The 20,269-nt window shown below is 70.9% G+C and carries 18 protein-coding genes and 1 pseudogene; 3 read left to right on the plus strand and 16 right to left on the minus strand.

Annotated elements, in window-relative coordinates; genetic code table 11:
- On the minus strand, positions 1-1,139 hold a 1,139-nt coding region (locus Mterra_RS08245), incomplete at its 3' end, for a LacI family DNA-binding transcriptional regulator (protein WP_119314760.1).
- Positions 1,140-1,219: 80 nt separating this feature from the next.
- On the opposite strand from Mterra_RS08245, the gene Mterra_RS08250 reads away from it, so the two are divergent.
- A complete protein-coding gene (locus Mterra_RS08250; RefSeq protein ID WP_147372609.1) occupies positions 1,220-1,429 on the plus strand; it encodes a hypothetical protein in 210 nt (69 codons plus the stop codon).
- A 63-nt stretch (positions 1,430-1,492) separates the two neighbouring features.
- Here the strand turns inward: Mterra_RS08250 and Mterra_RS08255 are convergent, their stop codons facing one another.
- Positions 1,493-2,320 carry a pyruvate, water dikinase regulatory protein gene (locus Mterra_RS08255; RefSeq protein ID WP_119314762.1) on the minus strand — a complete coding sequence of 276 codons (828 nt, stop codon included), beginning with the start codon at positions 2,318-2,320 and terminating at the stop codon, positions 1,493-1,495.
- Between the two features lie 143 nt (positions 2,321-2,463).
- On the opposite strand from Mterra_RS08255, the gene ppsA reads away from it, so the two are divergent.
- Entirely contained in the window at positions 2,464-4,857 is a 2,394-nt protein-coding gene (gene ppsA / locus Mterra_RS08260) for a phosphoenolpyruvate synthase (protein WP_119314763.1), read from the plus strand.
- Positions 4,858-4,942: 85 nt separating this feature from the next.
- Here ppsA and Mterra_RS08265 read toward each other — a convergent pair whose 3' ends face one another.
- A complete protein-coding gene (locus Mterra_RS08265; protein ID WP_218022907.1) occupies positions 4,943-5,812 on the minus strand; it encodes an NAD(P)-dependent alcohol dehydrogenase in 870 nt (289 codons plus the stop codon).
- 178 nt (positions 5,813-5,990) lie between these two features.
- Here Mterra_RS08265 and Mterra_RS08270 point away from each other — a divergent pair, with 178 nt between their 5' ends.
- The gene (locus Mterra_RS08270) at positions 5,991-6,626 is read left to right on the plus strand and encodes a helix-turn-helix domain-containing protein (protein WP_119314764.1); all 636 of its coding nucleotides are present in this window, start codon (positions 5,991-5,993) and stop codon (positions 6,624-6,626) included.
- A 109-nt stretch (positions 6,627-6,735) separates the two neighbouring features.
- Here the strand turns inward: Mterra_RS08270 and Mterra_RS08275 are convergent, their stop codons facing one another.
- The 13 genes and pseudogenes from Mterra_RS08275 to Mterra_RS08335 all read right to left on the minus strand — a co-directional run.
- Positions 6,736-7,542, minus strand: coding sequence for a DeoR/GlpR family DNA-binding transcription regulator (locus tag Mterra_RS08275; protein ID WP_119314765.1), 807 nt, complete (start codon positions 7,540-7,542; stop codon positions 6,736-6,738).
- 86 nt (positions 7,543-7,628) lie between these two features.
- Positions 7,629-8,489, minus strand: a complete 861-nt coding sequence (iolB, locus tag Mterra_RS08280) for a 5-deoxy-glucuronate isomerase (protein WP_119314766.1) — start codon at positions 8,487-8,489, stop codon at positions 7,629-7,631.
- Positions 8,486-9,490, minus strand: a complete 1,005-nt coding sequence (iolG, locus tag Mterra_RS08285; RefSeq protein WP_119314767.1) for an inositol 2-dehydrogenase — start codon at positions 9,488-9,490, stop codon at positions 8,486-8,488. Before iolG (Mterra_RS08285) ends, iolB begins: the two co-directional genes overlap by 4 nt.
- A 13-nt stretch (positions 9,491-9,503) precedes the next feature.
- On the minus strand, positions 9,504-10,328 hold the full coding sequence (locus tag Mterra_RS08290) for a class II fructose-bisphosphate aldolase (RefSeq protein WP_119314768.1): 825 nt from the start codon (positions 10,326-10,328) through the stop codon (positions 9,504-9,506).
- A 17-nt stretch (positions 10,329-10,345) separates the two neighbouring features.
- Positions 10,346-11,401 (minus strand): 5-dehydro-2-deoxygluconokinase, encoded by a 1,056-nt coding sequence (iolC, locus tag Mterra_RS08295; RefSeq protein WP_119314769.1) that lies wholly within the window; start codon positions 11,399-11,401, stop codon positions 10,346-10,348.
- Complete coding sequence (locus tag Mterra_RS08300) at positions 11,398-12,324, minus strand: TIM barrel protein (RefSeq protein ID WP_119314770.1); 927 nt, start codon at positions 12,322-12,324, stop codon at positions 11,398-11,400. The genes iolC and Mterra_RS08300 overlap by 4 nt, the downstream gene beginning before the upstream one ends.
- Before the next feature lie 224 nt (positions 12,325-12,548).
- The gene (gene iolD / locus Mterra_RS08305) at positions 12,549-14,432 is read right to left on the minus strand and encodes a 3D-(3,5/4)-trihydroxycyclohexane-1,2-dione acylhydrolase (decyclizing) (protein ID WP_119314771.1); all 1,884 of its coding nucleotides are present in this window, start codon (positions 14,430-14,432) and stop codon (positions 12,549-12,551) included.
- Positions 14,429-15,439 (minus strand): inositol 2-dehydrogenase, encoded by a 1,011-nt coding sequence (iolG, locus tag Mterra_RS08310; RefSeq protein ID WP_245971570.1) that lies wholly within the window; start codon positions 15,437-15,439, stop codon positions 14,429-14,431. Before iolG (Mterra_RS08310) ends, iolD begins: the two co-directional genes overlap by 4 nt.
- A 12-nt stretch (positions 15,440-15,451) precedes the next feature.
- Positions 15,452-16,300 (minus strand): ATP-binding cassette domain-containing protein, encoded by an 849-nt coding sequence (locus Mterra_RS08315; RefSeq protein WP_119314773.1) that lies wholly within the window; start codon positions 16,298-16,300, stop codon positions 15,452-15,454.
- 4 nt (positions 16,301-16,304) lie between these two features.
- On the minus strand, positions 16,305-17,339 hold the full coding sequence (locus Mterra_RS08320) for an ABC transporter permease (protein ID WP_119314774.1): 1,035 nt from the start codon (positions 17,337-17,339) through the stop codon (positions 16,305-16,307).
- Between the two features lie 100 nt (positions 17,340-17,439).
- Positions 17,440-18,354: a sugar ABC transporter substrate-binding protein gene (locus tag Mterra_RS08325; RefSeq protein ID WP_119314775.1), complete on the minus strand. Its 915-nt coding sequence runs from the start codon at positions 18,352-18,354 to the stop codon at positions 17,440-17,442.
- A 410-nt stretch (positions 18,355-18,764) separates the two neighbouring features.
- Complete coding sequence (locus Mterra_RS08330) at positions 18,765-19,742, minus strand: NAD(P)H-dependent glycerol-3-phosphate dehydrogenase (protein ID WP_119314776.1); 978 nt, start codon at positions 19,740-19,742, stop codon at positions 18,765-18,767.
- A gap of 122 nt (positions 19,743-19,864) precedes the next feature.
- A pseudogene (locus tag Mterra_RS08335) lies at positions 19,865-20,269 on the minus strand (stage II sporulation protein M); the annotation flags it as partial.

Raw genomic sequence — 20,269 nt, forward strand, 5'->3', positions numbered from 1 at the left:
CCGCGTCGAGCAGGGCCAGACCCAGGGCCTCGGCCTCGCTGGTGCCGGCGGTCCAGCCGGGATCCCCGCCGCCCAGTGCCTGGGCTACCCCGCCCAGAAGCGCCTGTAGCCGGGCCCTCCGGGGGCTCGCGGCCCTCGAGGTGCGCGATGAGCATCTGCCCGGCGCGGCGCCCCTTCTCCACGTGGTCCTGCCGCACCGTCGTCAGGGGCGGGGACGTGCGGGCCGCCGCCGGCGCGTCGTCGTAGCCGACGACCGAGAGCTCGCGCGGCACGGCGACGCCCTGCTGGGCCGCGTAGCCCAGCACCCCCAGCGCGAGCTGGTCGCTCATGGCCAGGACGGCGGTCGGGCGGGGCTCCAGCCGCAGCAGCGCCTCGGCCGCCTCCCGGCCCGCCTCGGGGGTGTTGTCGGGGCACTCGAACACCGCCACGTCGCGCTCCCAGGACAGGCCGGCCGCCTCGAGCGCGGCCCGGTAGCCCTGCAGGCGGGCGCGGGTGGGGCCGTAGGAGGCGCGGGACTGCTGAAGGGGGGAGAGGAACCCCCCGGTGCTGTCGTGGGCTAGCTGCAGCGAGACGACCCCCAGGCGGCGGTGGCCGAGCCCCAGGAGGTGCTCGGCGGCCGTGCGGGCCCCGCCCACGTCGTCCACGGTGACGAACGGGAAACCGGGGGCGGCGCGGAAGTTATCGACGAGCACCGTGGGCAGCCTGCGCCCGACCACCGCCTTGTACAGCGGGTCGCCGTCGGCGAAGCACTGCACCACGAAGCCGTCCACGCTGGCGGTGGCGGCGAGGGTGAGGCTCTGGTCGGGCGCCGTGCCCACCAGCAGCAGCCCGTAGCCGGCCTGTTCGGCCTCGAGGGCGATGCCCTGGATGAACAGCGGGGCCACCGGGTCGGTGAAGGCGTAGGACAGGCGGTCCGGGTAGACCACGCCGATGGCCCCCACCCGGCCTCGGCGCAACCCCCGGGCCATGGGGTCGGGGCCGGAGTAGCCCAGCTCCCTGGCCGTCGCGAAGACCCGCTCCCGCAATTCGGGCGAGAGCTGGTCGGGGCGGTTGTAGGCGTTGGAGACGGTGGAAGTCGCCACCCCCAGCGCCTCGGCGATGTCCTTGAGCGTGACCTTCTTGCCCGGCTTGACACCCATCCCCGCTATGCTATACTACTGAAACGATTCAGATGAATCGATTCAGATACGTCCCCATCTGGATCCGAGAGGAGGAAGCCGTGTTCAACCACCATTTCGTCGCCGCCAATTTCATCCGCCAGGCCATGCGGGATGCCCTCGAGGGCAGCGGCCCCACCGAAAGGCCCAGCCTCGATACCCAGGAAATCCTCCTGGCGGCCAACACTCCCCGGCCCGCGGGCTGGCTCGAGCCCGTCCTGCGCTGGTGGAGGGCACGCTACTCGGCGGTCAAGACCGAAGCCAAGTGCTGACGGCCGGGGACTGTCCTCGGCGCGGCGGGTAGGGGTTTTGTCGCCACCGGAGCGGCGGAGCCCCTACCCGATGCGCCGGGTCAGGTGCGCGGTCTGCACGATGGTGGTGGCGATCTCCTCGATGGAGGCGGCGGTGGTGTCGAAGAAGCGGATGCCGTTGGCGCGGAAGAGCTGCTCGGCCCGCCGCACCTCGTACTCGCAGCGCTCGAGCGCCGCGTAGGAGCTGCCGGGGCGCCGCTGGGTGCGGATCTGGTGGAGCCGGGCGGGGTCGATGGTGAGGCCGAAGATCTTGCCGCGGTGGGGCTTGAGCGGCTCGGGCAGCTCCTGGCGCTCGAAGTCGTCCTCGGCCAGGGGGTAGTTGGAGGCGCGGACGCCGTACTGCAGGCCCAGGAAGAGGCAGGTGGGGGTCTTGCCCGCCCGCGAGACCCCGATGAGGATCACGTCGGCGAGCTGGTAGTGCTTCTCCCCCACCCCGTCGTCGGTGGTGAGGGCGAAGTCCACCGCGTCGATGCGGGTGAAGTAGGCGCTCACGTCGCCGATGCTGTGGTAGCGGCCCACCCGCGGCGTGGTGGGCTGGCCGAGCTCGGCCTCGAGCACGCTGAGGTAGGGCGTGAAGAGGTCGAAGAACAGCGCGGGGGCGGTCTCGAGCCGCGCCAGCAGGCCGGGGTTGGTGAGGGTGCTGAAGAGGATGGGCCGCTCGCCCCCGCCGCGGTAGCGCGCGGTGATCTCCTCCACCACCGCCTGCACCTCGGCCTCGGTGTCCGTGAAGGGGCGCGTTAAGTACTCGAAACGCACCCCCTCGAAGTGGGCCAGCAGGCTACGGGCCACCGCCTCGGCGGTGAGGCCGGTGTGGTCGGAGACGATGAAGACGGCGCGGGAACGGGGTTCCATGCCCCAAGTGTAATCGGGCCCGGGAGCGCCGTGCCGGTGGTGTAGGTGTGCTTGTTACAGGCCCCGTAACGGTGTACACAAGGACCGGGGGCGGCCTTTTTACACCCTGCCGCTTCGTGCACCCTGGAGCGCAGGAGGAAGGCATGGCCTACATTCGCTGGTTCGACACCCTGAGCATGAACGACCTACCCCACGTCGGGGGCAAGAACGCCTCCATCGGGGAGATGATCGCCAAGCTTTCGCAAGCCGGGGTGCGGGTGCCCGGGGGATTCGCCACCACCGCGCTGGCCTTCCAGGACTTCCTGGCCCACAACGGCCTCGAGGACTTCATCCGCCAGGCCCTACAGGGCCTCGACACCGACGACGTGGACGCGCTGGCCCGGGTAGGCGCCCGCATCCGCGCCGCCGTAGAGGCCGCCGAGCTACCCAAGGCCCTCGAGGTAGCCATCGTGGACGCCTACATCCGCCTTCAGCGCCAGTCCGGCGCTGATTTTTCGGTCGCGGTGCGCTCTTCGGCCACCGCCGAGGACCTGCCCGAGGCCAGCTTCGCCGGCCAGCAGGAGACCTTCCTCAACGTGCGGGGCGTGGACAGCGTGCTGCTGCACGTCAAGAAGGTCTTCGCCTCGCTCTACAACGACCGGGCCATCGCCTACCGGGTGCACCACGGCTTCGCCCACGAGGAGGTGGCGCTGTCGGCCGGGGTGCAGCGCATGGTGCGAAGCGACCTGGGCGCCAGCGGCGTGGCCTTCACCCTCGACACCGAGTCGGGCTTCCGCGACGCGGTGTTCATCACCTCGAGCTACGGCCTGGGCGAACTGCTGGTGCAGGGCGCGGTCAACCCCGACGAGTTCTACGTCTACAAGCCCGCCCTGCGCGCGGGCAAGAGGGCCATCCTCCAGCGCAGCCTGGGCAGCAAGCTGCAGAAGATGGTCTACGGCGAGGGCGGCGTGCAGACGGTGGAGACCTCGCCCCTGGAGCGCCGCCGCTTCTCGCTGTCCGACGAGGACGTGCTCGAGCTCGCCCGCCAGGCCCTCCTCATCGAGGAGCACTACGGCCGCCCCATGGACATCGAGTGGGCCAAGGACGGCCAGGACGGCAAGATCTACATCCTGCAGGCCCGGCCCGAGACGGTGCAAAGCCGCAGCGGGCGGGTCATCGAGCGCTTCAGCATGACCGAGCGGGCCGAGATCCTGGCGACGGGCCGCGCGGTGGGCTCGCGCATCGGGGCGGGGACGGTGCGGGTGATCCACTCGCCCAAGGAGATGAACCGGGTGCAGCCGGGCGACGTGCTGGTGGCCGACATGACCGACCCCGACTGGGAGCCGGTGATGAAGCGGGCGGCGGCCATCGTGACCAACCGGGGCGGGCGCACCTGCCACGCCGCCATCGTGGCGCGGGAGCTGGGCATCCCGGCGGTGGTGGGCACCGGCGACGCCACCCGCGTGCTGCGCGACGGCGACACGGTGACGGTCTCCTGCGCCGAGGGCGACACCGGGCGGGTCTACAAGGGGAGCCCGAAGTTCGAGCTGCGGCGCATCGAGCTCGACAAGATGCCCGAGATCCCGGTCAAGATCATGATGAACGTCGCCAGCCCCGAGCGGGCCTTCAGCTTCGCCAACCTGCCCCACGCCGGGGTGGGGCTCGCGCGCCTCGAGTTCATCATCAACAACGTCATCGGGGTGCACCCCAAGGCCCTCTTGGACTACGAGCGCCTCGAGCCCGCCCTCAAGGCCGAGATCGAGCGGCGCACCGCCGGCTACGCCTCCCCCGCCGACTTCTTCCGCGAGAAGCTGGCCGAGGGCGTGGGCATGATCGCCGCGGCCTTCGCGCCCCACCCCGTGATCGTGCGGCTGTCGGACTTCAAGTCCAACGAGTACGCGCACCTCCTGGGCGGCACCCTCTACGAGCCCAAGGAGGAAAACCCCATGATCGGCTTCCGGGGCGCCTCGCGCTACCGCAGCGCCGACTTCGCCGAAGCTTTCGCGCTCGAGTGCCAGGCACTCAAAAAAGTACGGGACGAGTTCGGTCTGACCAACGTATGGGTCATGGTCCCCTTCGTGCGCACCGTGGGTGAGGCACGGCAGGTGATCGAGATCCTGAAGTCCCATGGCCTTGAGAGGCAGGTTTCGGAGCCGGATGGCTCCGTGCGCGACCAGAACGGTCTGAAGCTCATCATGATGTGCGAGGTGCCCTCCAACGCCATCCTGGCCGAGGCCTTCTTAGAGCTCTTCGACGGCTTCTCCATCGGCTCCAACGACCTCACCCAGCTCACCCTGGCCCTCGACCGCGACTCGGGGCTGGTGGCCGAGCTCTTCGACGAGCAGGACGAGGCGGTGAAGTTCCTGCTCTCGAGGGCCATCCAGACGGCCAAGAGGATGGGCAAGTACATCGGCATCTGCGGGCAGGGCCCCTCCGACCACCCCGAGCTCGCCGAGTGGCTGGTGCAGCAGGGCATCGAGAGCATGTCGCTCAACCCGGATAGCGTGCTGGAGACCTGGCTCTACCTGGCCGAGCGGCAAAAGGCCACGGTAGGCTGAGCCGATAGAGCGTTTTTTGTCGGGGCAGGCCCAGGGGCCTGCCCCTAGGCTGTTCGGGAGGAAGAGCGGCTGCGGGGGCCGCCGGCTACCCGGCGTGGACCTCGACGACCACCTTCCCCCGGGTGTGCCCGTGCTCGACGTGGCGGTGGGCCTCGACGATCTGCTCGAGGGGGTAGGTCTTCTCGATCACCGGCTTCAGCCTGCCCGCCTCGGCCATCTCGCGCAGGAAGTCCATGTCCTTGGCGTTGGGTTCGGAGAGGTGGGTCCTCGCCCGCTTGTTCCTCGTCAGCAGCGCGAGGAGGATCTGGAAGATCTGGAAGCCCGGCTTCAGGGGGTTCTCGGTGATGTAGACGCCGCCGGCGCTCAGGGCACGCCGGCAACTGAGGTAGGTCCGCTTAGCCACGGCGTCGAGGATGATGTCGTACTTCTCCTTGCGCCGGGCGAAGTCCTCCTGGGTGTAGTCGATCACGCGGTCGGCCCCGAGACCCTTGACCCACTCGAGGTTGGCGGTGCTGCACACCGCCGTCACCTCGGCCCCGTAGAACTTGGCGATCTGCACCGCGAAGTGCCCCACCCCGCCCGAGGCCCCGTAGACCAGGACCCGGTGCCCTTTTTTTATCCGGCCCACGTCCCGCAGGGCCTGCAGCGCGGTGATGGCGGCGGTGGGGACGGCGGCGGCCTCGCGGAAGGTGAGGTTGGAGGGCATCCGGCCGATCGCGCCCTCGCGGGCGCGCACGTACTCGGCGTGGGAGCCGAAGCAGTTGCCGAAGACGGCGTCGCCGACCTTGAAGCGGGTCACGTCCTTCCCGACGGCCACCACCTCCCCGGCGAAGTCGATGCCCAGTTTGTGGGTCTTGGGTTTCATGAAGCCGTGGGAGGGCCGCACGGGGAGGTAGCCCTTGCGGTGCAGGTAGTCGAAGGGGTTGACCGAGGCGTAGCGCACCCGCACGAGCACCCGGTCGCCGTGCTCGTCCTACAGCGCGGGCACCTCGACGCGCTCGATCCTGAGGACTTCGGGGGGGCCGTAGGACTTGTAGATGGCGGCTTTCATCGTGTTCATGGCTTTCCGACACCGTAGCACCGCCGGTCGTGCAAATAGAACGGGGGGATTTGAGTGATAGAATTTCCCGACCATGAGCCAAGGGGTGGCGTGCAGGACCCGGAACCTGGAGGACCCGGAGGCGGCGCTGTTCTTCGTGCAGCCGGCGAGCGTGCGGCACCTCTACCCCTTCATGGGCCGCGAGGCCAGCCTGGCCGAGGCCGCCCGGGCCGTCGGGATCAGCAAGAGCCACATGAGCTACTGGCTGCAGAAGATGCTGCGCCTGGGGCTCGTCGAGAAGGTGCGGGTGGAGAAGCGCGGCAAGCACGACGTGCCGCTCTACCGCGCGAGCGCCGAGGTCTTCACCATCCCCCTCGAGCGTGTCCCGGTGGGCTCGGACGAGGAGATCCTCATCCTCAACAGCCGCGACTTCGAGCGCATTGAGCGGCGCTCGATCGTCCGCCTGACCAGCAACAACGCCGGGGGCTGGTGCATCCGCTTCAGCCAGGGGGACGAGCGGACGCCGCGGCTGGAGCTGTTCCCGCGCAGCGGGCAGCCGGTCGAGCCCAGGGTCCTCAACAAGTGGGGCTGCCTGAGCCTCACCGAGCCGCAGGCCAAGGCCCTGCGCGCCGAGATCGCGGAGCTGCTCGAGCGCTACGCGGGCGCGGAGACGGGCGAGGGCAAGGACTACCTGTACAAGTTCCTGCTCGTCGAGGCCTGCCTGGACTAGCCCCCGCGCCGTGGGTCCGGATGAACCGTATCGACCGGCTCTTCGCCATCACCTCCCGGGCCAGGCCCACCGGACCCCGGCGGCCCGCAGCACGCGCGGGCCGTGGCGCTCAACCCGCCCTGGACGCGGGGTTGAGGGCGGGGCCGGCCTCGAGCTCGGCCAGCCGGTAGCCCAGGCCCTGGCGCTCGAGGTGCTGCAGGAAGTCGCGGGGGGCGGCGGGGTCGGTGATGAGCAGGTGGACCTCCTCGAGCGCGGCGAAGCTCGCCAGGGTGGCGCGGCCGAGCTTGCTGGAGTCAACGAGGGCGTAGACCGTGTCCACCGAGCGGATCATGGCCTGCTTGGTCTGGGCCTCGTAGGGGTTGGGGGTGCCGTAGCCCTTGTGGACCGAGACGCCCGTGGCGCACACGAAGGCCTTGTCGGCGTGGTAGACCTCCAGGGCGCGCACGGTGGCCGGGCCGATGAGGGCCATGCTGTGGTGGCGCACCTGCCCGCCGGTGAGCAGCACGTCCCAGCGGGTCTCGGCGAGCTCGAGGGCGATGGGCACCGAGTTGGTGATGACGTAGAGCGAGCGGAAGCGGTGCTTGATGAGCCGGGCCAAGGTGAGGCTGGTGGTGCCCGCGTCGAGGATGAGGGAGTCGCCCTCCTCGATGTGCTCCAAAGCGGCGCGGGCGATGGCCTGCTTCTCGGCCTGCTGCAGGTGGAGCTTCTCGCGGAAGGAGGGGTTGAAGAGGCTCTTGTGGGCGAAGGTCGCCCCGCCGTGGGTGCGGTGGAGCAGCCCGCGCTCCTCGAGCTCGCTGAGGTCCTTGCGGACGGTCACCTGGCTCACCCCGAACTCCGCCGCGAGCTCCTCCACCAGCACCGAGCCCTTGTGCTCCAGGAGCTCGATGATCTTCCTGCGCCGGTCCTCGGTTTTCATAAAGACCCGGGCGAAAAGGTTAACGGGTAAAAAGGGGAAAAGCGAGCAGCCGGCCGGGCTTTTCCCCTTTTTGCCTTCTCACCTTCTCACCCCTTACCCCCTTCCCCTTCCGACCCGCCCCCGACGGGGAGCTTCAGCGGCTTCCCCGCCCAGTCCTGCCGCATCCAGCCCCACTGCGGGTCGTCGACGGGGGGCGTGGCCCGCTGCGCGTCCAGCGCCTCGCCCGCCATGTAGTTGAGGTAGTACACGTTGGAGCCGGGCGGGGCGCTCACCGGATGATAGCCCCTGGGGGCCAGGATCAGGTCGCCGTCGCGGGCGAGCAAGAGCTCGTCGAGGCCGTCCTCGGGGCTGTAGTTGCGGTGGACGGCCCAGCCGGACGGGGGGCTGATCTTGTAGTAGTAGGTCTCCTCGACGTACAGCGAGCCCATGCGCCCGTCGTGGCGGTGCGGCGGCCAGCCCGACCAGAAGCCCGAGGGGGTGTAGACCTCGTACACGAGCAGGCGCTCGGCGGGCAGGTGCGGCCCCAGGACGTGCGAGACCTGGCGGGTGGCGTTGGCGCCCCCGCGCATCTCCACGCGCATCTCCTGCGGGCGGAACAGGCGCAGCGGGTAGCGGCCCTCGGCCGGCGCGCCCCCCAGCGCGAACTCGGCGCCGGTGCGGGCCTCGAGCTCGAAGGGGGTGCCGGGGGGCAGGTACAGCACCGAGGGAAGCTCGGAAAAGACGCCCTCGCGCCCGAGCTCGAAGGCCTCGTCCCCGGCCCTCACCCGCATCTCGCCCGACAGCGGCACCAGCGCCATCTCCTGGCCCCCGGTGTCGCCCGGGTACAGGGCGGCCGCGGGCAGGGCGACGACCCGGAAGGAGAGGTACTTCCAGCCCACGGCGGCCGGGCTCGCCTCGACCACGACGCCGGGCCCGGCGCGGGGCTTGAGGTGGTTGGGCGAGCTCACCCGACCTCCTCCAGCCGCACCGCCCGCCCCTCCTTGAGGCTGCGGGTGGCGGCTATGGCGACGCGGAGGGACTCGAGCGCGTCGCGCCCGCCGGGGGTGGGCCGCTCGCCCTTGCTCAGGGAGCGGAAGAAGGCCTCGAGCTCCAGGCGGTAGGCCTCCTTGAAGCGGTCCATGAAGAAGTGGTAGTGGTCGGCGCTCACCCCGCCGCCGTACTGCCACAGGGGGGTCTTGGGGGTCGCGTCCATCACCAGCTTGCCCCTCGAGCCGAACACCTCGGTGCGCACGTCGTAGCCGTAGACCGCGCGCCTGGAGTTCTGGATGACCCCCAGCGCGCCGCCCGCGAAGCGCAGGCTCAGGTTGGTGGTGTCCACGTCGCCGATCTCGCCGATCCTGGGGTCCACGCGCACCGCGCCCCAGGCGTGCACCTCCTCCACCTCCCCCACCAAAAAGCGCGCGCAGTCGATGTCGTGGATGGACTGGTCGATGAAGATGCCCCCCGAGCCCGCGAGGTACTCCAGCGGCGCGGGGGCCGGGTCGCGCATGACGGCGATGAACTGCTCGACCTCCCCGACCTCCCCCGCCTCGATCTTGTCCCTGGCCTGGCGGTAGGGCGGGTCGTAGCGGCGCTGGAAGCCGATCTGGAAGGGCACGCCCCTCTGCTCGACGGCCTCGAGCACCCGCCGGGTCTCCCCCAGGTCCTTCGCCACGGGCTTCTCGCAGAAGATGGCCTTGCCCGCGCGGGCCGCGAGCTCGATGTAGCGGGCGTGGGTGTCGGTGGGCGTGACGATGACCACCGCCTCCACCCCGGGGTGGGCGATGGCCTCCTCGGGGTCGGCGTACACCGCCTCGGCCTGCAGCAAGCCCCCGGCCGCCTCCGCCGCCCGGGTGTTGGGGTCGGCCACCGCCAGCACCCGGGCCTCGGCCAAGCCCAGCATGGTCCGGGCGTGCTCCATGCCCATCCGTCCTGCGCCCAACAACGCCACCCCGAAACTCTCCGGCATACCCTCTCCTTATCTATACGCTGAACTCCCTGGCCTTGCCCGCCGCGCCCAGCAGGGCGATGTAGCTCCTGGCCTGCTCGCCCACGGCCGCGCGGGCCTCGGCGTAGACCGCGCGGTGGGTAGAGAGCTCGCCCGCACGTTCGCGCCAGACCCGCAGCAAAGCCCGGTACGAGGCCGAGCCCACGTTGACCTTCGCCACCCCCAGCCCCACCGCCCGGGCGAGGTCGGCGGGCTCGACGCCGCTGCCCCCGTGCAGCACCAGCGGGCCCCGCACCGCGCCGGCGACGGCCTCGAGCCGCCGGAGGTCCAGGCGGCTTTGGCGCCCGTGCTCCGAGCCCACCGCGCAGGCCACCAGGTCGGCCCCGGCCTCGCGCACCCGCGCCGCCGCCTCGGGGTCGGTGGCCCCGGCCTCGCCCGGGTTGAAGCGCTCGGCGGCGACCTCGAGCGCGGCCCCCGCGGCGTGGACGACCTCCGCCGCCCGGCGGGTGGCCTCGAGCACCTGTGCCAGGGCCATCCCCCCGCCGTCGAGCATCACCGAGGAGTAGCCCGCCCGCAGGCACTCCACCACCGCCCCCAGCCCCCCGCCGTGGTCGAGGTGCAGCATGACGGGCACCCTTGCCTCCTCCGCCAGCGCCCGGACCATGGCCGCCATCACCCGCGGCGAGCCGGAGGAGAGGTCGGCCGGGTAGGTCTGGAGGATGACGGGCGCTTGCAACTCCTCGGCGGCCTCCACGCAGGCTTTGGCCATCTCGAGGCTGCAGAAGTTGAAGGCGGGCAGGGCGTAGCCGTGCCGGAAGGCGTGCTCGATGAGTTTTCGGCCGTCGCTCACGTAGGGCATCGCGCTCCTCCCCTCGCTCAGAAGCCCCCGTTGGCCTCGACGAAGGCCAGGGCCTCCTCGAGGTAGGGCGTGAAGTCGGCGCAGCCGATGCGCGTGACCACGATGGCCCCGCAGGCGTTGCCCATGCGGGCGCTCGTGTACCAGTCCCAGCCCTGCAGCCGCCCGTAGATGAAGCCGGCGGCGAAGGCGTCGCCCGCCCCCAGCACGCTCAGCACCTCCACCGCGAAGCCCGGCGCGTGCACCGCGCCGCCGCCTTGCAGGTAGACGTCCGAGCCCCGGGCCCCGCGCTTGACCACCAAGGCCCCCGGGCCGCGCGCCAGCAGGGCCCGCACGTTGGCCTCCACGTCCCCCCGGATCTCCGGCGCCGTGACCTGCGAGTGCCGGATGGTGATGTCCTCCGGGCGGCGCAGCATGGCGGCGTTGACCTCCTCCTCGGTGCCGAAGGCCACGTCCACCAGAGGCAGCAGGGCCCGCACCTGCACGCCGTAGGCCCGGGGGTCGTGCCACTGGTCGGCGCGGAAGTCGAGGTCGAGGAAGACGGTCACCCCGGCGGCTCTGGCCTCTTCGGCGGCGAAGAAGGTCGCGCTGCGGCCGGGCTCCTTCGCCAGGGCCACCCCCGAGAGCTGGACGGCCCTGGAAGCGGCGATCGGCACGGCGAGCACGTCGTCGATGGAGAGCTGGGCGTCGGCGGCGTTGTCGCGGTAGAAGGTGATGGGGAAGCGGTCGGGCGGCTCGATGCCCAGCACCACCGCGCTGCTGCGGGTCCCGGGCTTCTGCGGGATGTAGCGCGTCTCGACCCCCTCGCGCCGGAGGCGCTCGAGGATGAACTCCCCCACCTTGTCCGGCCCCACCGCCGTCAGCAGCGCCGTCCTGAGGCCCAGCCGCCGCGCCCCCACCGCGATGTTGAGCGGGCTGCCGCCGATGTAGGCCCCGAAGGAGGTGATGTCGGGGAAGGCCGCGCCGACGTCGTTGGAGTAGAGGTCGATGGAGGAGCGCCCGACGGTGATCAGGTCGAACGCCGGGGGCTGAGGGCCGGGCGTCCTTCGGGACTTCGCGCCCTTGGCCTTCTTCATCGCCCGGTCACCTGCCGCAGGTGCTCTCGGTTGTGCGCCGCGCTGACGCGGGGCTCGCCCATGCCGGGGAGCACGTCCTGTTCGACGGTGATCCAGCCGTCGTAGCCCAGCGCCTCGAGCTTGCGCGTCACCGCGCCGAAGTCGATCTGGCCCCGGCCCAGCTCGCAGAAGACCCCCCTGCCGACGGCCTCCTTGTAGTTCCAGCCCTCCCGGCGGGCCTCCGCGGCGACGGCGGGGTGGCAGTCCTTGTAGTGCACGTACCACAAGCGCCCCTGGAAGCGCTCGAGGCCCTCCAGCACCTGCTCCGGCTCGTTGGCACCGGTGCCGTAGAGGTAGTGGCCGGTGTCGAACACCAGCCCCAAGACCCTTTCGTCGGTGTGCTCGAGCAGCGCCTCGATCTCCCAAGGGGCCTCCACGTACCCCGCGCAGTGGTGGTGGAACACCGTGCGCAAGCCGGTCTCGTCGTGGACGGCCCGCGCGATGCGGTCGGCGCCCGCCGCGAAGACCTTCCACTGCCGGGCGTCGAGGCCCATCCCGGGCCGGACCCGCCCGGCGTTGGCGAAGCGCACGGGGTCGCGGCTGTGCTCGTCGGCCAGCACCACGAAGGGCTGCCAGCCGTCGCCCACGTCGGCCACGCTCTTCAGGAGGCGCGCGGTGCGCAGCACACGCTGCTCGCCGGGGCCGTGCTCGGCGGGCTCGAGCAGGTAGACCCCCTCATAGGCCCCCAGCATGGTCAGGCCGCGCGAACTGAGTTCCTGGCGAAGCTTGCCGGGCTCGGTGGGCATGTAGCCCCAGTCGCCCAGCTCGGTGCCGCCGTAGCCGGTGGCCTTGAGTTCGTCGAGCATCTGGCTATAGCCGATGCCCTGCCCCCAGCCCTCGATGGTGCCCCAACTGCACGGTGCGTTGCCGAAACGGATTGCCATTAGTGTTCCTTCCTGGGTCAATAGCCAATGGTCGATAGCCAAGAGCGTCGAGGGTCTAGGGTCCAGGGTCGAGGGCCAAGGCGTTTTGCGTTTAGCGTTTAGCGTCTTGCGTTCGGCGTTGGGCGTTCGACGTTCGACGTCCGGCATCTCGCGTACGACGTACGACGTAGGACGTACGACCCCTGGCGTCTCGCGCTTAGCATCCCCCGCCCCTGGCTCCCCCCTCAGAAATAGCGCCGCTGCTTCTTCAGGTACGCCTCGTACTCCTCGCGGGCCTTCCTCACCTCCGGCTGGCTCGAGACCTCGGCCACCGGCACGTCCCACCAGCTCTCGAAGCCCGGCACCCGGTCGTCTAAGCTCACCGGGACCACGACCACCCGCACGCCCCGGGCGGCTCGAGCCTCGCGCAGGGCCTTCTCGAGCTCGCCGTAGTCCCTGGGGCTCCACACGCTCGCCCCCATGGCCCGGGCGTGGGCGGCGAAGTCCACCTCCACCGGCGGCCCGTCGGTGCGGCCCGTGCCGGCGTCGCGCCGCCGCAGCTCGTTGTTGAAGGAGGGCGAGCCCAGCGACATCTGCAGGCCGCGGATCGAGCCGAAGGCCCGGTTGTCGAGGAGCAGCACGGTGAGGTCGAGGCCCTCGGCCACCGCGGTGACGACCTCGGAGTTCATCATCAGGTAGCTGCCGTCGCCGATGAACACCACCACCTCGCGCCCCGGCTCGGCCATCGCCACCCCCAGCCCGGCCGGGATCTCGTAGCCCATGCAGGAGAAGCCGTACTCGAGGTGATACGCCCTGGGGTCCTCGCAGCGCCAGAGCTTGAGCAGGTCGCCCGGCAGGCTGCCCGCCGCGCAGATCACCGTGGCCTTGCCGCCGAAGACCTCGTTGGCGAGGCCGATGACCTCGGCCTGGGCCATCTCCGCCTTCTCGGGGCGGGGCGTGCGGCAGCCCTGGACCACCTCGTCCCACTCCCGCTTGAGCCGCCCCACCTCCGCGCGGTAGGCGGCCGGGCTGCCCTCGAAGCCCGCCAGGGCCGCCTCGAGCGCCTCGAGGCCGCGCCTGGCGTCGGCCACTAGCGACACCCCGCCCAGCTTGCCCGCGTCGAAGGGGAGCACGTTGAGCCCCACGAAGCGCACCCCGGGGTTCTGGAAGGCGGTCTTGGAGGCGGTCACGAAGTCGCCCAGCCGAGTCCCGACCGCCAGCACCACGTCGGCCTCGCGGGCGAGGCGGTTGGCGGCGGTGCCGCCGTTTGCGCCCACCGGCCCCACGCACATGGGGTGGTCCCACGGCAGCGCGCCCTTGCCCCCCTGCGACTCGGCCACCGGGATGCCGAAGGCCTGGGCGAAGCGCGCGAGCTCGGCGTGGGCCTCGGAGTAGAGGGTGCCGCCGCCCGTGACGATCAGGGGGCGCCGGGCGCCGCGGATGAGCTCGGCGGCCTGCGCCAGCGCCTCCGGCTCGGGCACCGGGCGGCGGACGCGCCACACCCGCGGGGCGAAGAACTCGGCGGGCCAGTCGTAGGCCTCGGTCTGCACGTCCTCGGGCAGGCAGACCGTCACCGCGCCGGTCTCGGCGGGGTCGGTGAGCACGCGCACGGCCTCGGGCAGCGCGGAGAGGAGCTGCGAGGGCCGGGTGATGCGGGTGAAGAAACGGCTTATGGGTCGGAAGGCGTCGTTGACGCTCACGTCGTGCTCGCTGGGGTGCTCGAGCTGCTGCAGCACGGGGTCGGGGATGCGGCCCGCGAAGTAGTCGGAGGGCAGGAGCAGCACCGGCAGGCGGTTGATGGTGGCACCCGCGGCGGCGGTGAGCATGTTGAGCGAACCGGGGCCGATGGAGGCGGTGCAGGCGAAGGTGCTCATGCGGGCGGTGTGCTTGGCGTAGGCCGCCGCCGCGTGCACCATGGCCTGCTCGTTCTGCGGGCGGTAGGTGGGCAGGCCCGCCGCCTCGCCGTACTCCTCCAACGCCTGCCCCAGGCCGGATACGTTGCCGTGACCGAATATCGCCCACACCCCCGCGATCAGGCGCGCCCGCTTTCCGTCGCGCTCGGTGTGCTGCGCGGCCAGGAACTTCACGAGGGCCTGGGCCACGGTCAGGCGTTCGGTCGCGCGGCTCACAGCTCACCCCCGAACTCCCGCACCCGCACCACCTGGCCGGTCTCGAGGGCGTGCTGGGCGGCCTTAGCCAGCCGCAGGGAGTACCACGCGTCGCGCACGTCGGGCGTCACGGGCTTGCCGGCGTGCAGGTTGCGGGCGAAGGCCACCATCTCGGCCGCGTAGGCCTCGGGGAAGCGCTGCTCGAAGTTGCGGGGGCGGTCGAAGTTCCCCCCGCGCTCGTCGTAGAGGGTGAGGTCGGGGCGGCGGTCGCGCTCGATGTGGATGCGCCCCTTCTCGCCGAGCACCTCGGTGCGGATGTCGTAGCCGTAGGCCGTGCGCAGGGCGACCTCGAGCGTCCCCACCGCGCCGCCCTCGAAGCGCAGGGTGGCTACGGCGGTGTCGAAGAGGCCGTAGTGCCGGAGCTCGGGTTCGATCAAGGTGCCTCCGACGGCGTAGACCTCGGCCACCTCGCCCACGAAGAAGCGGGCGGCGTCGAGGTCGTGGATGCCCATGTCCAGCAGCAGGCCGCCGCTGGTCTTGAGGAAGTCGAGGCTGGGCGGGTGCGGGTCGCGGCCCACCGCGCGGAAGCCCTCCACGCGGCCGAGCTCGCCGCGCTCGATCATCTCCTTGGCCCGCCGGTAGGCCGGGTCGTAGCGCCGCTGGAAGCCCACCTGGCAGGGCACCCCGGCCCGCTCGACGGCCTGCACCACCCGCCGCCCGGCCTCGAGGCCGTCGGCGACGGGCTTCTCCACGAAGACGGCCTTGCCCGCCCGCGCGGCCGCCTCCACCACGTCGGCGTGGGTGGGGGTGGGGGTGGTGACCACCACCGCGTCAACGGCGGGGTCGTCGAGGGCGTCCTCCAGGAGGGTGCTCGCCCGCGCCCCCAGCTCCTCGGCCACGCGCCGGGCGTTGTCGGCGGAGGTGTCGATCACCCGGCTCACCCGGCACTCCGCCAGCCCCGCCAGCACCCGCGCGTGGGCCTGCCCCATGCGGCCCGCGCCGATCATCGCCATGTTCAGTGCCTTCACGCGTCCTCCTGCTCAGCCGCCGTCGGGCTCGTGCAGCGCCTGCGCCGCCTGCTGCTCCATCCGCGCCGCCGGGGTGGGGTCCTTGCGGGCGATGAGGTCGAGCTCGACGGCCAGCGCCTCGAGCTCCTCCCCCCCCGCCATCATCTGCAACAGCTTCTCGCGGGTGGTCTCGGCCTTCTTGAAGGTGCCGTAGCTGCGGCCGCGGTTGAGCACCGTGAAGGTGTCGCCCACCGCCCAGGCGTGGTGGACGTTGTGGGTGATGAAGATCACCCCCAGCCCTCGAGCCCGCGCCTGCACCACGTACTTCAGCACCACCGCCGCCTCCTTGACCCCCAGCGCCGAGGTCGGCTCGTCGAGGATGAGCACCTTGGCGCCGAAGTACACCGCCCGGGCGATCGCCACCGACTGCCGCTCCCCGCCCGAGAGCGTGCCCACCGGCTGGTCGGGGTCGCGGATGTCGATGCCGATCTTGCGCAGCTCCTCTCGAGCCACCCGCGCCGCGAAGGCCGCGTCGTAGACGGTGAGGGGCCCCACCCGGCGCTTGGGCTCGCGCCCGAGGAAGAAGTTGCGGCTGATGCTCATCAGCGGCAGCATGGCCAGGTCCTGGAAGACCGTGGCGATGCCCTTGTCCAGGGCGTCGCGGGGGGAGCTGAAGCTGACGGGCTGCCCCTCCATGTAGATCTGGCCTTCGGAGGGCGGGTGCACGCCGGAGAGCGCCTTGATCAGGGTGCTCTTGCCTGCGCCGTTGTCGCCCAGCAGGCAGTGGACCTCGCCCGCGTACACCTTCATGTCGATGTCCTTGAGCGAGACCACCGGCCCGAAGTACTTGCTCACCTTGCGCAGCTCGATCAGGGGGGTCACGGCCTCACCTCCGCACCTGCATGCTGAGCTTGCGCAGGTAGTTGTTGAGGATCACCGCGCCCAGGATCATGCCGCCCACCATCACCTTGAACCAGTCGAGGTCGATGTTGGTGTACACGATGCCCTGCTGCACCACCGCCAGGATCAAGGCCCCGATGCCCGCGCCCACCACCGAGCCGTAGCCGCCCGTCAGCAAGCAGCCCCCGATCACCGCGGCGGCCACGGCCTCGAGCTCCTTCTGCTGCCCCTGCAGCACGTTGGCCGAGCCCAGCCCCATCACCTGGATCGCCGCCACCAGCGTGGCCGCGACGGCGGTGAGCATGAAGAGGGTGATCTTGACCCGGCGCACCGGCACCCCCACGTTGCGCGCGGCGTTGGGGTCGCCGCCCGCCCCGAAGACCCAGTTGCCGAAGGGGGTGCGCAGCAGCACCCAGCTCAGCACCCCCGTCACCGCCAGCCACCACCACACCGCCGCCGGCAGCCCCAGCAGCGTGCCGGTGAACAGCGGGCTCAGGGGGTCGCGCGCCACCGCCTCGCCGATCCCCGAGACGATGGTGATCTTGGTGATCAGCTTGGTGAAGCCGATGTTGGCCCCCGCCAGGATGAACATCATCGCCAGCGTCACGATGAAGGAGGGCAGGCCCGTGCGCAGCACCAGCCAGCCGTTGACGTAGCCCACCCCCAGGGCGAAGCCCGCCGTGAGGAAGAAGGCCAGCGAGACCGGCAGGCCGGCGTAGTCGGGGTGGCTCAGCAGGGCCATCAGGATGGCCGCGACCCCGATCATCGAGCCCACCGACAGGTCGAACTCGCCGCCGATCATGAGCATGGCGACCGCCGCCGCCAGGATGCCCAGTTGCGCGGCGACCTCGAGGTAGTTGCGCGCGCTGCCCCAGGTGAGGAAGCCGCTGCCGCCCGCGACGACGGCGAAGAACAAGAACACCACCGCCAAGCCCGCGATCGAGCCCAGCTCCGGCCGCAGCAGCAGCCGCTTCCACAGGCTCACCGCTTGCAGCCGCTCGTCGGGCAGCCCTACCGCCATGGCGTCACCTCCGATCCTTAGCTCTCCAGACGGCGAGGCCCCCAGCGAGCGCGTTGGGAGCCTCGAGCCGAACGACCGGCCCCGAAGGGGGGCTCGAGGGCTAGCGGATCCCCCGCTTGCTCAGGTCGATCACCCGCGCCGCGTTCTCCGGGGTCACGAAGCCCGGCCCGGTGAGGATGACGGGGTTGGCGGGCAGCAGGCCGTAGCGCGCGTAGTTAGCCAGGATCACCACGGGCAAGTAGCCCTGCAACCACTGCTGCTGGTCGATGGCGAAGGCCATCTTCTTCTCGCTCAGCGCCTTGAGCACCGCCGGCGAGAGGTCGAAGGTGCCGAAGGTGATCTTCTTGCCCTCCACCGCCTGCAGCACCGGCTCGGCCGCGGTGGGGCCCAGCGTCAGGATGCCGTCGATGGTGGGGTCTTTCTGCAAGGCCGCGGCCACGGCGTTCTTGATGCCCGTGGGGTCGCCGATCTTCACCGGCAGCACGTTGGCCTTGATGCCCAACCCGTCGAAGAAGCCCTTGCAGCGCAGGTCCAGGGCCACGTTGCCCACTTCCTGGTTGACGCAGATGGCGTTCTTGACCCCGGCCGCCTTCATGCGCTTGCCGGCCCCCAGCCCCGCCTCGTACTCGGTCTGGCCCACGTGGACCAGCACGCCCAGCTTCTCGGCCACGTCGGAGCCGGAGTTCATCGAGACCACCGGGATCCCCGCCTTCACCGCCGCGGTGATGGACTTCTCCAGCGCCTTGGCGTCGGGGATGGAGACCACGATCCCGTTGGGCTTGGAGGCCACCGCCGCGTCGATGAGCTGGGCCATGCGCACCATGTCGAAGGTCTCGGGCGCGCGGTACTCCACCCGCACGTTCATGTCCTTGGCCGCCTGGTCCACGCCGTTCTTGACCACCGACCAGAAGGGGTCGGCCGCCTGCCCGTGCGAGATGACCACGATGCGAATTTGCTGGGCCATCGCCAGGCCCATCCCCATCACCAGTAACGCCCCCAACAGCAATTTCTTCATGCCTGTCCCCTCCCCCACCCGGAGGAACAAAAGCACCTCTGGGGCCAAACCACAACCGGCTCGCCCACAGCGCCATCGCTACCCCTGGCGGCGACCGTCTGACTCTCAGGTCAGCGGTATTGTAAGCAGGTCATCTTTCGTTTGTCAACCGCTTGCCGGCCTTAATGTAAGCCAAGCGAAAGGTGTAGCTTTCGTATTGAAAGTTCTGGGGAAGCCGTAAGCGGTCAGCGGAAGGCTCGTGGCCCGTGGTCTGTCGAGGGCCAAGGGTCCAGGGTCTAGGGCCGAGGCGTACGACGTAAGACGTGCGACGTAGGACGCAGGACACGCGTCTAGCGTTTTGCGTCTTGCGTTCGGCGTACGACGTACGACGTACGACCCCCGCCCCGCACCGGGCGCTCAGCCCTCACCCCCTACTCCGGCTTCGCCTCCCGCCCCATCAGGTCCGAGAGCACCTCGAGCGGCCTCTCCCCCCGGTACACCACCCGGTACACCGCCTCGGTGATGGGCAGTTCGACCCCCGACTCCTGCCCCCAGGCGTGCAGGGCCTTGACGGTGTAGACGCCCTCGACCACCTGCTTGCTGGCCTCGAGCTCCTCCAGCGTGGCCCCGCGGGCGATCTTCTCCCCGGCGCCGCGGTTGCGCGAGTGCAGGCTGGTGCAGGTGGCGATCAGGTCGCCCAGGCCGGAGAGGCCGTAGAAGGTTTCGCTGTGTGCCCCCTGGGCCACGCCGAAGCGCACGATCTCGCGCAGGGCGCGGGTCATCAAAGCGGCCTTGGCGTTGTCGCCCAGCCGTAGGCCGTCAACCATGCCCGCCGCCAGGGCGATGACGTTCTTGAGGGCCCCGCCGAGCTCGACGCCGGCGAGGTCGCGGCTGGTGTAGACCCGGAAGCTGGGGCCGCCCAGGAGCTTTTGCACCTGCTGGGCCAGCCCCGGCTCGGCGGCGGCCACCACCGAGGCGGCGGGCTGGAAGCGGGCGATCTCTTCGGCCAGGTTGGGGCCGGAGAGGGCGGCCACCCGCTCCACGCCGGTCGCCTCCGCGATGACCTGGCTCATGCGGGTCAGGCCGTGGGCGGTGTAGGCCAGGCCCTTGGTGAGCGAGAGGTAGGCCGGGGCCTTGGGCATGGGGGCCAGGGTCTGGGCCAAGGCCCTCGAGGGCACCGCCACCACCGCCAAGGCGGTGCCTTCGAGCGCCTCGTCGGCGCTCGAGGTGGGGCGGAGGTTGGCGGGCAGGGCCACCCCCGGCAGGTACTCGCGGTTCTCCCGCATGGCCTGCAGGGCCTCGGCCTGCTCGGGGCGGCGGGCCCAAAGGGCGACCTCGAGGCCCTTCTGCGCCGCCAGCAGGGCGACCGCCGTGCCCCAAGCACCCGCGCCGATGACGGTGATCTTCATGCTCACGAAGCCTCTTTCGGTTGCGTGGTCTTAGGTCTCATGTCCTGCGCCGAGGGCACCGCAGACGGGGCGCTCTCGCCCGGCCTTGCCTCTCGCGCCTCCCGTTCCCCGGTGCCCGGGCTTCACCGCCCCAGCAGCACCAGGATCTCGAAGGCCTCGTACCAGGCGCCCAGCAGCAGGAAGAAGCCGCCGAGGTACACCGTGAGCCCCACCGCCCGCAGCCCCGCCCGGAAGCCCTCCCCCTTGAGCACCTTGCTCGCCAGCACCATGCCGCCGAAGGTGCCCAGGATGTAGGCCTGCAGCTCGATGAGCAGCGTGGGCACGTGGGCCAGGAAAGCCACCGCCGGGAACAGCGCCGGGCTCAAGGCGAAGCCGAAGAGGAAGTAGCGGAAGGCGTTGATGAGCAGCGCCGGAACCCCCAGCAGCAGCCCCGGCAGCGCGGTGGTGAGCACCAAGCCGCGGCTGAAGTTCCAGTAGAAGATCAGCAGGGCGAACTCGAGCACCCCGCCCCTGCTCTCCCCCTCCCC

It is taken from the genome of Calidithermus terrae, assembly GCF_003574345.1.
Taxonomy (GTDB): domain Bacteria; phylum Deinococcota; class Deinococci; order Deinococcales; family Thermaceae; genus Calidithermus; species Calidithermus chliarophilus.

What these genes read in the sequence shown, in the direction of transcription:
- Mterra_RS08255 (WP_119314762.1), bottom strand. Translation starts at nt 2,320, where the DNA reads ATGGAACCCCGTTCCCGCGCCGTCTTCATCGTCTCCGACCACACCGGC.
- Mterra_RS08320 (WP_119314774.1), bottom strand. Translation starts at nt 17,339, where the DNA reads ATGGCGGTAGGGCTGCCCGACGAGCGGCTGCAAGCGGTGAGCCTGTGG.
- iolC (WP_119314769.1), bottom strand. Translation starts at nt 11,401, where the DNA reads ATGAAGAAGGCCAAGGGCGCGAAGTCCCGAAGGACGCCCGGCCCTCAG.
- Mterra_RS08270 (WP_119314764.1), top strand. Translation starts at nt 5,991, where the DNA reads ATGAGCCAAGGGGTGGCGTGCAGGACCCGGAACCTGGAGGACCCGGAG.
- Mterra_RS08300 (WP_119314770.1), bottom strand. Translation starts at nt 12,324, where the DNA reads ATGGCAATCCGTTTCGGCAACGCACCGTGCAGTTGGGGCACCATCGAG.
- iolG (WP_119314767.1), bottom strand. Translation starts at nt 9,490, where the DNA reads ATGCCGGAGAGTTTCGGGGTGGCGTTGTTGGGCGCAGGACGGATGGGC.
- Mterra_RS08325 (WP_119314775.1), bottom strand. Translation starts at nt 18,354, where the DNA reads ATGAAGAAATTGCTGTTGGGGGCGTTACTGGTGATGGGGATGGGCCTG.
- ppsA (WP_119314763.1), top strand. Translation starts at nt 2,464, where the DNA reads ATGGCCTACATTCGCTGGTTCGACACCCTGAGCATGAACGACCTACCC.
- Mterra_RS08290 (WP_119314768.1), bottom strand. Translation starts at nt 10,328, where the DNA reads ATGCCCTACGTGAGCGACGGCCGAAAACTCATCGAGCACGCCTTCCGG.
- Mterra_RS08275 (WP_119314765.1), bottom strand. Translation starts at nt 7,542, where the DNA reads ATGAAAACCGAGGACCGGCGCAGGAAGATCATCGAGCTCCTGGAGCAC.
- Mterra_RS08330 (WP_119314776.1), bottom strand. Translation starts at nt 19,742, where the DNA reads ATGAAGATCACCGTCATCGGCGCGGGTGCTTGGGGCACGGCGGTCGCC.